We start from the raw sequence: 12,694 nt of genomic DNA on the forward strand, positions 1-12,694 counted from the left end.
TTTCCTTTCATGTGCTTATACGTGCTGTGTTTAGACGAGTTGCCATCCAGCTGCGTTGATGCGTTCTTGCCAGAAATCGCGGTATTGACCCGGCTGGTTGACCAGCTCGTCGTGGCACCCGCGCTGGGCGATACGCCCATCGTGGGAGAGCACAATGATTTGGTCAGCTTGGCGAATGGTTTCAAGTTTGTGGGCGATGACAATTAGTGTGGAGTGCTTACGCAGCTCGTTCATCGCCGCAACAATGTTGGCTTCATTTTCCGCGTCCAACGCGCTGGTGGCCTCATCGAACAGCACGATCGGGGCTTTCTTCACCAAGGCGCGAGCGATGGACACTCGTTGGCGTTCCCCACCTGACAGTGCACGCCCGCCAGCACCCGCCAATGAATTCCAGCCGTCTGGGAGGCGGTTGACAATTTCCGTCACGCCCGACAGCTCAGCGGCCCACCTGATTTCTTCATCAGTAGCTTCGGGATTGCCAAGGCGAATGTTGGCTTCGAGAGTGTCGTTGAATAAGTAGACGTCTTGGAAGACCAGAGATATCTGGCGCATCAAATCTTCGGTGGTCTGCTCGCGCACGTCCACTCCGCCAACGCGCACGCTGCCGGACTGCACATCCCAGAAACGTGCAACCATCCGGGCGATCGTCGTCTTCCCGCACCCAGATGGACCAACCAGGGCACACATGCCGCCTTGCGGGACATGGAAGGACATATCGTGCAGCACCGGGGTGTCCGGATCGTAGCTGAAGGTGACGTCCTCGAAACGAACATCACCAGGTGCCCTCGCTGGTGTAGAGGCATCGGGTTCGGACAGTTCGGGGGCATCCATGACCTTGTCGACGTGGTTCATCTGCTGGCGGCGTTCTTCCAGCCCGGTCATGCAGCCACCGATGTCTTGGAGCATGGTGGTGAACCGCAGGCACATGCCGATTGTGACCACGGCGTTCAGCGCATTCATTTGCCCGCCGAGGGCGAGTTGGGCGGTCAGCCAGATCATTATCACGACAAGGGCTTGGACGAACATTCCATTAATCAGGTTCGCTAATGTTTCGATCCACAATGCTTTGCGGCTTTTGCGGTCAGCCTGTTTGAATGCCCGATCAAGGGCCGGGTAGTCGTCGGCGACATGGCAGGAGCGCAGCGCGCCTTGGCAGGTGGCGAATTCGACCATGCGAGCCGCCAATTCTGACTCAGCTGGTTCGGAAACCTGCTTACCTTTATCAAGAAGCACGCGGGAGATATGGAGGAATGCGAGCATGATCGGGAACGCGATCGTCAAGGTCAGTCCCAGCCGCCAATCCCAGAACCAGGTTCCCACAGTGATCACCAGCACGGCTGAGAGTTTTTGGACGAGGGAGAAAATGAAGTGCGCCGCCGACTCGCCCAAGTTCATCATTTCCTGGGTGACCATGCGCGACAGTCGGCCAGAGCTACCCGAATCGAACACTCCCAACGGTAGGCGGGCTACTTTGTTACCTATTGCGTGGTGGACGTCGTGAATGAACCCGAGCGCGCCAATATAGCCGGTGCGCATGCCATAAAACTCGGTGCCTACACCCGCTACCGAGATCACCGCCAAGGCGATGAGCCAGCCCCAAAACGATAACCCCCACACCGGCATTCCGGTCGCTAGGGCACTTGCTGCGGGAAGCAGAATCAGCAGGGCAAAGCCGTGACACAGTCCTGAGACCGCACCCCACGCTTGACCGACCGAGAGGTCACGCCACGAGGCGGGTTCCATCAAACGCTTAAAGCGTGGCAGCAATAGTTGATTCATCGTGTCATCTCCTCACATGCACCTTGGGCAAGAAGTGCCTGATAGTGCGCATTACCCAACAGCTCGTCGTGTTTACCGACCACAGCAATGCGCCCGCGTTCCATGACGACAATCTGATCCGCGCCCCTGATCGACGCCAACCGGTGGGCGATCACAATCACGGTTCTGCCTTTGGCAAGAGTCGAGAGAGCTTGTTGAATTTTCGATTCCGATTCCGGGTCCGCCATCGCCGTCGCCTCGTCCAGCACCAACACTGGGGCATCAACCATGAGCGCCCGGGCGATCGCGATACGGGCTGCCTGCCCGCCCGAAACGTGGGTGTCCTCCCCCAACACGGTGTCGTAACCATCTGGCAGGCTCATGATGAACTCGTCGATCTGCGCGGCTCTCGCCGCCTGTCGCACCTGATCCAAGGTTGCGTCTGGCGCGCCCAGGGCAATGTTGTTGTGGATGGTGTCGCGAATAAGCTGTGCATCTTGCAAGACGAACGCGACCGTCGAATACAACAAATCCTGGGAAATGCTCTTTAGATCAACCCCGCCGATAGTGATCGTGCCAGCGTCCGGGTCATCGAAGCGGGCAATTAAACTCGCCAACGTCGACTTCCCCGCACCCGACGGGCCAACCAGCGCGGTCACCGTGCCTGCCGGAATGCTCAGGCTCACCTCGTCTAATGCCTGGGTGTCGTCATAGGCATACGACACACCCCGAATCTCGATATCATGACCGTGTGGTGTCTGTGGCGCATCGGGCTGACTCAACGCTGGTAGCTCCATGACGTTCACCAGCCTCACTGCCGCAGACCCTGCGAGCTGGTACGACCAGGCGATGGTTGCGACTGCCATCAACGCTCCCGGCAGCACCAAGGCGATCAACGTCGTCGTTATCACCTCGTAGATGCTCACCCAACCGGCGTTCATCATCAACGCGCCACCGCCAAGGTTCACGATCAACAACACCGGGATCGACACCCACGAAAATGAGGCGACCGACATCGACACCAGCGGCATACACCACGCCCGGTAGAACTTAGAAAACTCGTTAGCCGCATCTAAATAGGCTTTATGTGCTTGGCCGACCTTGCCGAATGCTTTCACCACTGAGATACCGGCAACGAACTCGGCCATCGTTGCCGAAACCTGAGCGAGCTTGGTGTCCATTTGTGCGGTCTTCTCATTCATCCCACGCATCGACATGCCATACATGCCCACATAAATCGGAATCGTCGCAATCGACAGCAGAGCGAGCCGCCAATCCACCACAAACGCATACACCAACAAGGCGAGCGGGGATACGATCGCGTTCAGTTTCTCAATCGGCCCGTGCGCGATCACTGTATGCACCGTGGCCGTATCATCCTGAATGGTCTTGCGGATCTTCCCCTCACCCTCGCGGGTAAACCACGACAGCGGAGCAGTCGACATTCGGGCGGCAATTTGCCGACGCATCTGATTACGCAACGACAGGTCAATAAAATGCGTCACGCCCAATGCAACAAAATATAAGGTCAACCGGGCCATGTATGCGCTGACGAGGAGCATGACGATCCAGTTCACCCGCGCCGGGTCCACCTGGTCTTGCATAAGTTCTCTGCCAAGCTCCACCAGAGCCACATACGGGGCAATAGCCAACACGCCTGAGAGAAAAGCCAAAACCTGCGCGATAAACAGTTTGCCTTTCACCGGCTGCGATAGCTGACGGATCGCGTTCTGGCCAGCGACAGATTTTTCCTTCGCGGACCCATACTCACCGTCAACAACCTGATCCGTTACACTATCGTTCACGTAAACACCATCCTTATTAGGTAAGTCTAACCTTACTCGCTTTCTGGGAGGTGTACCTAACCGTGCACATCAACCGATACGAGCATCACCCTTTCAAGGCCATGCTTACCTGTTCACCGGTGCGGAATACCAACCGGATCGTATCCTCGTCTACAATGACATGGTCAATGAGTGCGCTCCACTCTACATCTGTAAGAACGAAGGCTCTTGGGCTGGAAGTTTGCTGCGCCCGCGAAATGGGTTCGCACCGATCAAGCACTTCAGGACTGTCCAACACGAACCTGAAGCAAGTCCATCTACTGCTCAAGAGTACGAAACACTCACAGAGTTAATTCTCGAAACGCTCAATCAAGCCGGTATTGAAACACTCCGTGCCCTCCAACCACTAGCTGAAAGCGATGACACCCCCTAACCAGATACCCGCTAACGCAAGCCCACCCGCAGATCCCCTTGGCTTCAAACGGACGCCACCCCCAGTGGGCGTTACAGCGATGACTGCCGGATCGCCGAACCTCCAGCGAAGTAGCGAGCAGTCTCAAAAACAGCTAAATCCCAGCTCAACAGGGGTTTAGTGGCTCATGCGGCTTTTATCATTTTCGACGTCTAAGCCTCCACTAACACCCCTTTTGCAGGGGTGTTTACGTTTGCCGTTTTTGAGGTGGGCGGAGACGCGAGTGGCAAAAGACGCAACCCGGAAAAATTTGGTCGCCATAACCGCAGGCCGTAAAAGGGCTAGACGTCAAGAGGTGCGTCTTTTGTCACTGGAGCGAAAGGGAAGAAGCCAAGAACAGAGACCCTACCCGCAGCGGACGATGGGCTGCGGGTCGTAGACCGTGGTGGTGGTTTCGCGGCTGAGTTCGTTGCCGGCGAGGTCGGTGATCACGCGGGTGTCGGAGGTGGTGAAGCCGGGGGCGCCGCCGGATGGGGCGCAGTCGGGGCCGGTGACGGTGCGGGGTTGCGGCTGGGTATAGGCCCAGCGCCCGCCGTTGATGGACTGCACGTTGACGGTCTTGACACCGAGGAGGCTGACGGTGATGTTGCCGCCACCGTAGTTGGTGACGATTTTGACGGGGTGGTTGCTGTCGTTGCGGAAGGCGAGGTCGATGGCGCCTTCGTAGACGGTAGCTTCGCGCCCGGCAGGGTAGCGGGAAATGTAGTAGGAGTGCGGGGTGGAGGCGACGTCGGTCATGCCGGCGAAGTAGGCGGCGTTGTAGAGGGTGGTGGCGAACTGGGAGATGCCGCCGCCGACGGCGGTGCCGCCGCGGCCATTGATGATGATGCCGGATTCGACGTAACCCTGGGCGGTGCCGCGGGGGCCGGTGTAGCCGTTGAGGGAGAACGTTTCGCCAGGGTTGACGATGGCGCCGTTGACGGTGTTGGCAACGATGCGGATGTTCTCGCCGGAGGCGCCGGAAAAGCCGCCGGTGGTGAAGGTGCCGACGGTGTCGTTGAAGGTTGCTTGTTCGGCGTCGGCGGTGGTGAAGGTGGCGGGGACGTCTTTGTAGGTGGCGTCCCAGGTGCGGTCGGCGTCGTGGAGGAGGCGGTCGTCGAAACCTTTGAAGGTGGCGTCCCAGTCAACGTTGATGCCGTCGACGGAGGGCTCGATGCCGCCGCTGGTCAAGACGCGTGCGTTTTTGGCCTCTACCTCGGACTCTTGCAGCTGCTCGCCGAGGATCGCGCCGGCTGCTTTGTAGTCGACGACGGGTTTCAGCCCCTCATCGAAGTGGAGGATTTCGCCGATGCGTTCCTTGGGGATCACTGCTGTGACGTCTTCGCGGCCGTTGACGGTGAGTGGCCCGGAGAGGGCGCGGTGGACCGGGCCGTCCATCGCTTCCTTGAGAGCAGGAGCGCCGATGCGCGGCGCTATTGGTTGCGGCTCAACGGTGACGCCGTCTGGGTTGAGCCAGTGGGCGGTCAGCTGGGTGCGCAGCGCGTCGGCGGGCACGTCCTGGCCGTCCTCGGGGGTGCGTTCGCGGGCGGTGCCGCCTTCGAGGGTGATGGCGGCGTTGACGGGGTCGCGGTGCAGTTCTTTTTGCAGGCGGGTGATTTCTGGGGCGAGTTTCGAGTCGTCGACGCTGGGGACGACGGCCACTTCGTGCTCGCGGATCAGGCCGCTGAGGCGCTCAATCGGGCTTGCGGACTGCAGCCCGGCCGCCTCCACGGTCGCCAAGTAGTCGATGCCGAGCCCGGCGCGCTGCGGCACCACTTCGGCGCGCTCGGGCCCGGAGGTGACGGTGATGGGGCGTGAGGGGGCGTCGCCAAGCTGGGCTTTGAGCTCGGCTTCTGCTTCCTGCGGGGTGAGTCCGCCGATGGCGACGCCGCCGACGGTGGTGCCGCGCGGCACGTGGCCGCGGTTGAGCGCCAGGTCGGCGAGGTAGATGGCCAGCAGCACCGCGAGCACGCCCACGGAGAAGCCGATGAAGATCTTTGTTGCCCTATTCACCCGCCCCAGGGTAATAGAGTTTGGGCTATAACCCAACGTCAATGAGTTGTTGTTGCACGCGGGTCGCGGCTTCGTCGATGCGGGATTCGGGGATTTCTCCCTTTTCGACGCCCGCTACGACACCATCGATGATCCGCGCGATGTCGTGGCCGGAGGACCAGAGGGCTTGGTCGGCACCTGCGCTGATGGCGAGGCGGACTGCGTCGGGTGTGGGGGCGTATTCGAGGATGCCGCGCATGCCGGAAAGGTCGTCGGTAACGGCGACGCCTTCGAAGGGGACACCGCCGGGGTAGTCGCCTTCGCGCAGGATGCGGTAGGCCTCCGGGTTGAGGCTGCTGGGCACGCCCTCGGCGCCGAGGCCGGGCACGATCATGTGGCCGACCATGACGCTGGCGCGCGGGAAGCGCTGCAGGAGCTCGCCGTAGGGGACCAGGTCGAAGGCGTGCAGGTCCCCGATTGGGGGCGTAGTGGCGAGCTTCTTGTGGGTGTCGCCTGAGGCGCGGCCGTGCCCCGGGAAGTGTTTGAAGGTGGGGGTGACGCCGGAGTCGAGAAGGCCTTGGGAGAAGAGCCCGGCGATGCGGGCGACCTCGGCGGGGTCGCGGTGGAAGGCGCGGTCCCCGATGATGGCCAGGTCGGCGGCATCGATGTCGACGACCGGGGCGTAGTCCACATTGATGCCGTGGGCGCGAAGCGAGCGGCCGATGTCGTAGCCGGTGCCCTGGATCACCGCGGGCGTCCCGGTGGCGAGGCGGCCCGGCGCGGGGAAGTCCCCCAGGATGTCGGTGTGGCGTTGGACGCGACCGCCCTCGAAATCGATGGCGACGGTGAACCCGCGCGGGTACTGCTCGCGCAGCGCATTGATGTCGCGGCCGGGGTCATCGAGAAGCTTGGGGTCGGCCCAGCTGGGGATGATGAGCCCGCCGACGCCCTGGTCGAGGGCCGCGCGGGCCTGGTCGTAGTTCTTCACACCAACGACCATGAGGGATGCGACGCGCGCCCGCAGGTCCTCCGGGACGCGCTGCTGAGCAGGCGTTTTGGGGACAATCTCGGTAATTGGCACCGTGTCGGTGGGCAGGAGTGGGATGTGGTTGTGGAGCGGAGCGGGCGTCGTCACGGGTTGTGGGGCTGGCTCGGGCGCGCACCCGGCAAGCACGACGACGAGCCCCGCCGTCGCCGCGGCGGACCCCCATACACGTCTGGTACGCTTTTGCACATGTCAAACCGTACTACCTTGCCTTCCGTTGTGGCTAGCGCCGTCGTCGGTGTTGTGCTCGGCGTGGTGGGCGTGATTGGGGTAGCGGCGTTCTCCGGGCAGAATTCCGTGCCGGTGTCCAACGCCGTCCCGGCAGACGAGGCCGTGCTTGGCGGCCCGGAATATGGCGCGCGCTAAACTCCGCAGCCTCACTCCCCACCTGGTCGCGTGGGCAATCATCGTGCTGATTGTGTGGGCGCAGGCGCCGGGGCAGATCGCCGCCGATACCAAGTTCGACCTCACCACCAACCCTGCCGGGTTCCTCGCGCAGGCGATGCACGCCTACACGGACCGCTTCACGCTCGGGCAGCTGCAGAACCAGGCGTACGGCTACCTCTTCCCCCAGGGCGCGTTTTTCCTGCTGCCGCTGCCCGCGTGGGTGCTGCAGCGCTGCTGGTGGACGCTCCTGGTCGGCCTGGCGTTCTCCGGGACGTACGCGCTAGCCAGGCGGATGGGCATGCGCGGGGTGGCGGGCCCGGCGGTGGCCGGGGCGCTCTACGCGTTCAGCCCGCGCATCCTCACCACGCTGACCGCCATTTCTTCGGAGGCGTGGCCTGTGGCATTGGTGCCGTGGACGCTGCTGCCGCTGCTGGGGGCCCAGCGCCGGGGGCCTCGCCTTGCCGCCGCGCTGCTGCCGGTGGCGTGCATGGGCGCGGTCAACGCGACGGCCACCATCGCCGCCTGCCTGCCCGCCCTGCTCGTGCTGTGCGCGCAGCGCCAGTGGCGCGCCGCCGCGCTGTGGCCGGTGGGCGCGGTGCTGGTCAACGCGTGGTGGCTCGGCCCGCTCGTGGTCCTCGGCCGCTATTCCCCACCGTTCACCGACTTTATTGAGTCCGCCTCAGTGACCACTGCCTGGCTCAACCCGATCGAGGTCCTGCGCGGCACCACCAGCTGGACCCCGTTCGTCGACGCCGAGCGCGCCGCCGGGCACCTCCTGGTCACCGAACCCGTATTCGTGCTGCTCACGGCGGGTGTGGCGGCACTCGGCATCGCGGGGCTGGCCCGGCGCGACATACCCGCCCGCGGCCCGCTCGTCGCGGTCTTCGCGGTGGGCGTCGGCATGCTGTGTTTCGCGCATGCCCACCCTTCACTTTTCGACGCCCCCCTCGCCGCCTTCCGCAACCTGCACAAGTTCGACCCGTTGGTCCGCCTCCCCCTGGTGTTGGGAGCCGGGTGGGTAGTGTCCCGGGCGCGCACCCCGCAGCTGGTCGGCGCCGTCACGCTGGTGGCGGTCGCGGTATCCCCGGCGTGGTCGCTGCGCCTCCTTCCGCAAGGCACCTGGCAGGAACCGTCCAAAGATTGGGTCGCGGCGGCCCGCTGGCTCGACGAACACGCCACCGGCACCCGCACGCTCGTCGTCCCCGCCGCCCCCTTCGCCCGCCAGACCTGGGGCTGGACGCGCGACGAACCCATCCAGGCGCTCAGTCAGGCGCGCTTCGCCGTGCGCGACGCCATCCCCCTCGTCGACCCGGAGGCAATCCGCGGGATGGACGGCCAGGTGCGCGCCGTGGACTCGGAGGCGCTGCGCGCCATCGGGGTGGGCGTCGTCGTGGTCCGGCACGATTTGGAGGAGGCGGTGGCGTCGACAAGCGTGCCTAATCTTGGCGAGCCGACCGTGCGCTTCGGGGACGTCGATATCTATGCGCTGGAGCCCACGCGCGACATGATGCTGACCAGCGCCACCCCCGTCCGCGTCGACGCCGGCGGCGAGGCCCTGCCCCTGTTGTGGCGCGAGTTCGGCTACTTCCCCGCCACCCTGACCAGCGGCGATGCGGACATCGTGACCGATACCCCGGCGCTGGCGGTGCGCAACTACGGCGCCGTGCAGCGCGCGCAGTCCGCGCACCTGGCCACCGCTTCGGAGGGCAAAGACGTGCGCAACCGGGTGCCAGACTACCCGTCTGCGGGCACACCCGTCGGCGTAGCCATGGCAGGCAGCGCTTCAGCTTCTTCCTCCGCCGCCGACGCCACCGCCTTCGGCGGCGCCCGCGCCTCCCGGTCACTGACCGCCGCATTCGACGGCCTCGACGACACCGCCTGGTGGCCCGCCGCCCAAGACCCCCACCCGTGGCTACGCTTCACCCCCAACGCCGACACCGCCACCATCACCGCCACCGCCAACACAAAAGTGCAGGTCACGGACGCTTCCGGCGAGCGCACGCTCAGCCTCGTCGCCGACCAACCCCGCACCATCAGCGTACGCGGCGAAACCACCCTCACGCTCACCGAACCCGTCGGCATCACCGAAATCGACGCCGGCATCCACCGCATCGTCGACGTCCCCGGCACAGCCGACACCTACTTCTTCCAACGCCTCATGCCCGAAACCACCACACTGCAGCGCGCCTTCACCACCGCCGAAGACGCCGAATGGCACCTCTCCTCCCCCGCCCTTATCGACGGCTCCTCCGCCACCAACACCGTCTTCCTTCCCGCCGGGCGCCACGAATTGGTCACGGACGCCGAAACGATCACGCTGCGGCGCGGGCCTGCGCCTGCTGTTTCTTGGGAGCCGGTTATTGGTGGCGCAGTTGTGCCCGCCGACCAGGACCGCCTGCTCATCACCACCCGCGCGTTCAACCCGGGCCTGCAGGCCAGCCTCGACGGCGAACCACTCACCCCCCAACGCATCGACGCCGGCCAACTCGCCTTCCACATCCCCGCCCGCCACGGCGGCACCCTCACGTTCTCCTTCGCAGGCGAGCGCCCCTACCGCCTCAGCCTATTCGGCGGGGCGGCGCTCAGCCTGGTCACCGCGCTGGTGTTGCTGTGGTTCGCGTGTCGACGCCGGTTTGTTGGCACTCCGGCCCGCCCCATCCCCGGCAGGATGGTGGCAGCGTTGCCGCTGGCAGCCGCGCTGTGCATCAACCCGGTACTCGGGATCGTCAGCGCCATCGGAGTCTGGGCGGTGCGCCGCTTTACCCTCCTGGCCAGACGCTACATTGCCGCCGGCGCCATCACCGTGATGGGACTGTGGCTGGCACGCGCGCCCTGGCCTTCCGCCGGGTACGCCGGCGACGCCGCCCTCATGCTCGTGGCCGGGTGCGTCGCGGTGGCCTGCCTCGCCTGGCCGGACTAGATTTTGGTTGCCCGGCCGCCTGCTGAAAAAGTCCCCCGCGCCTGGGAACCATTTCGCGTTTGAGGCCGGTTCCGGTCGACTAACACTTGTGTTTCCCCAGGTCGCGTCGTCTGTCTACGAAGAAAGTTCCCGAGCCCACTGCTTCTTCGCACCAGATTCCGGATTTTCGGCGAGCGCGTTTGTAACCCCTCCAGGTCGCGCGAACCTCATGCAGGAATTTGGTGCACACCCGGCCGATCATCGCACCCCAAAACCGTTTAAAGCGTGCGCTTAGAAGCGAGCGATGCAGGTCGCGCATTCTCGTCCGGCCCGACCGATTTCCAGCGACCAGCATCGCACTCCTTTAACACCTCGACCGGAACAAAATCGGGTGACAGCACGCCACTCCATCTACAAGCGCTCTGCGATGTGCGGCAGCAATCACTAGAATGATCGCAGTCGGTGCTCACAGCAGAGCTGACAAAAATTGCAGGAATCAAAGACCAGTGCTTTGAGTAGATAGCACGCCCGAGATATTGCGAAAGGTGTCGTTATGTCTGAGAAACTGACGATCATTGGATCATATTTGGCTCTATTCGCGGCGGTACTGGGGCTTCTTTCCGGCCAGTTTCTGCTTGCGACGGTAGTCGCGGCGATTGGCGTGTGGGGGTTGCGGTCGCATAATCGGCGCTCAGCACTCGATGATGTTATTGCTTCTGATCTGCCAATCCCTTCGGCAGCAGAGTTAAAGAGCTATCGGGAGAAGAATCCAGATCTCTCTTTTTCTGAAGCAATCGTTGCTTGGCAGAAGGGTGAATCAGCCTGAATTCTTCGAGTTGCAGGCGATAGCTTTACCGCGTTTTCAGTCCATCAAGCCCCAACGATGCTCAAAGCGTGCGCTTAGAAGCGTGCGATGCAGGTCGCGCACTTTCAACCAGCCCGGCTGATTTCCGGCGACCAGCATCGCACGCTTTTAACACCTCGACCGGAACAAAAACCGCCCGACCACACAGGTCAGACGACGGCGTGGGGTACGCGAGGTGAATCCGAAATTTATTGAGCTCCACACGTAATTTGACCCGTGCCCATGAGGGCACGGGTCAAAAGAAACGCCGGAAAACTCTCACACACCAAGCATGTGATCTACCAGTTCTGAAGCAAGCGAGCCCCTAGTGGCGACTGCAGCGTCACCTTCATGGAGGCCGGGCGACCGATCAGGATGCACTTATCAGGCGATCCTGGAATATTCCCTTCGTACACTCTAACTTTTACTGATGTCGCGGTCTCGGATGTCTCCACGCGGTATCCGTAGCAAGTTTCGGTTCCGGCGGGGAAGAACACACGTATTTGTGTGGGGCTGATTACTTGATAGCCCGACCATTTGACTTGACGCTCATTTTTGAGATCGTTGCGCGCCTCCACGTCGGAGGGTTGTTGTCGTGTTTTGTGGACGATCCCCATTGCGCTGCTGAGTTCGTCGCCGACAGGGGTGGCTGAGACTATTCCGATGGCGCTTCCGACTATCGCCACCACCGCTAAAATAGCGCCGACCAAATGTACATTTTGTGCGTTCAGCCCTGCGTTGATACCAAGTTTAGAAAGTACTCCAGACATTTTCGCTCCTTAACACGCATCATAGCTTGTTTGGGCGTCTACGCAGGGCAGATGACAGGCGCACCGGAGACCGGGTCGTAGAGGACGCGGGCTTCGATGCCGTAGACCTCTTGGAGGAGTTCGGGGGTGAGTACGTCGAGGGGCTCGCCGTGCGTGACCACGCGCCCGGCTTTCATGACGAGGAGTTCGTCGCAGTAGCGGGCGGCGAGGTTGAGGTCGTGGATCGCGACGACGGCTTGGCGTTCGGTGTCGGCGACGATGTTGCGGATGATGGTGAGCAGGCTGACTTGGTGGTGGAGGTCGAGGGCGGAGGTGGGCTCGTCGAGAAGGAGGAGTTGGGGTTCGCGTACCAGCATCTGGGCGACGCCGACGAGTTGGCGCTGGCCACCGGACATGTGGCAGACCATCCGGTCGGAGATGTGGAGGATGCCGAGGCGGTCCATCATCGCGGCGGTGGCTTCGAGTGGGTTGGTGACGGCCCCGCCGGCTTTTGCGGCGACGACGATGGATTCGAACGCGGTCAGCGACGCGCTGGTTAAGAGGTCTTGAGGGACGTAGCCGACGTCGTGGGGCTCGCAGGTGGTGGTGACGGTGCCGGACGTGGGGGTTTTGAGCCCGGCGATGGTTTTGACCAGGGTGGACTTACCGGTGGCGTTGGGGCCGAGGAGGCCGGTGACGGCGCCGGGGGTGCCCAGGCGAAAGGTCATGTCGTGGAGGATAGGGGTGCGTCCGTAGGCAACGTTGAGGTCTGTGGCGACGATCAT

At 63.0% G+C, this 12,694-nt stretch carries 9 protein-coding genes; 3 read left to right on the forward strand and 6 right to left on the reverse strand.

Annotated features, from left to right (window positions below; translation table 11 throughout):
* Positions 1–30: 30 nt before the first annotated feature.
* The 4 genes from HMPREF3170_RS10700 to HMPREF3170_RS10715 all read right to left on the reverse strand — a co-directional run bounded on the left by HMPREF3170_RS10700 (position 31) and on the right by HMPREF3170_RS10715 (position 7,219).
* The gene (locus HMPREF3170_RS10700) at positions 31–1,779 is read right to left on the reverse strand and encodes an ABC transporter ATP-binding protein (protein ID WP_070361800.1); all 1,749 of its coding nucleotides are present in this window, start codon (positions 1,777–1,779) and stop codon (positions 31–33) included.
* On the reverse strand, positions 1,776–3,563 hold the full coding sequence (locus tag HMPREF3170_RS10705) for an ABC transporter ATP-binding protein (RefSeq protein ID WP_070361799.1): 1,788 nt from the start codon (positions 3,561–3,563) through the stop codon (positions 1,776–1,778). The genes HMPREF3170_RS10700 and HMPREF3170_RS10705 overlap by 4 nt, the downstream gene beginning before the upstream one ends.
* Before the next feature lie 796 nt (positions 3,564–4,359).
* The gene (locus tag HMPREF3170_RS10710; RefSeq protein ID WP_070479605.1) at positions 4,360–6,006 is read right to left on the reverse strand and encodes a VanW family protein; all 1,647 of its coding nucleotides are present in this window, start codon (positions 6,004–6,006) and stop codon (positions 4,360–4,362) included.
* Between the two features lie 25 nt (positions 6,007–6,031).
* The gene (locus HMPREF3170_RS10715) at positions 6,032–7,219 is read right to left on the reverse strand and encodes a glycoside hydrolase family 3 N-terminal domain-containing protein (protein WP_070479607.1); all 1,188 of its coding nucleotides are present in this window, start codon (positions 7,217–7,219) and stop codon (positions 6,032–6,034) included.
* On the opposite strand from HMPREF3170_RS10715, the gene HMPREF3170_RS11420 reads away from it, so the two are divergent.
* The 3 genes from HMPREF3170_RS11420 to HMPREF3170_RS10725 all read left to right on the forward strand — a co-directional run bounded on the left by HMPREF3170_RS11420 (position 7,220) and on the right by HMPREF3170_RS10725 (position 11,142).
* A complete protein-coding gene (locus tag HMPREF3170_RS11420) occupies positions 7,220–7,396 on the forward strand; it encodes a DUF2613 family protein (RefSeq protein ID WP_071565697.1) in 177 nt (58 codons plus the stop codon).
* Positions 7,383–10,337 (forward strand): alpha-(1->3)-arabinofuranosyltransferase domain-containing protein, encoded by a 2,955-nt coding sequence (locus tag HMPREF3170_RS10720; protein WP_070479609.1) that lies wholly within the window; start codon positions 7,383–7,385, stop codon positions 10,335–10,337. Before HMPREF3170_RS11420 ends, HMPREF3170_RS10720 begins: the two co-directional genes overlap by 14 nt.
* Before the next feature lie 532 nt (positions 10,338–10,869).
* The gene (locus HMPREF3170_RS10725; protein ID WP_070361796.1) at positions 10,870–11,142 is read left to right on the forward strand and encodes a hypothetical protein; all 273 of its coding nucleotides are present in this window, start codon (positions 10,870–10,872) and stop codon (positions 11,140–11,142) included.
* Between the two features lie 317 nt (positions 11,143–11,459).
* Here the strand turns inward: HMPREF3170_RS10725 and HMPREF3170_RS10730 are convergent, their stop codons facing one another.
* Together HMPREF3170_RS10730 and HMPREF3170_RS10735 are read right to left on the reverse strand one after the other, a co-directional pair.
* Positions 11,460–11,930 (reverse strand): hypothetical protein, encoded by a 471-nt coding sequence (locus HMPREF3170_RS10730; protein ID WP_070479610.1) that lies wholly within the window; start codon positions 11,928–11,930, stop codon positions 11,460–11,462.
* 38 nt (positions 11,931–11,968) lie between these two features.
* Positions 11,969–12,694, reverse strand: a complete 726-nt coding sequence (locus tag HMPREF3170_RS10735; protein WP_070479612.1) for an ABC transporter ATP-binding protein — start codon at positions 12,692–12,694, stop codon at positions 11,969–11,971.

The sequence above is a fragment of the Corynebacterium sp. HMSC08D02 genome (assembly GCF_001807505.1).
Classification (GTDB): Bacteria; Actinomycetota; Actinomycetes; order Mycobacteriales; family Mycobacteriaceae; genus Corynebacterium; species Corynebacterium pseudogenitalium.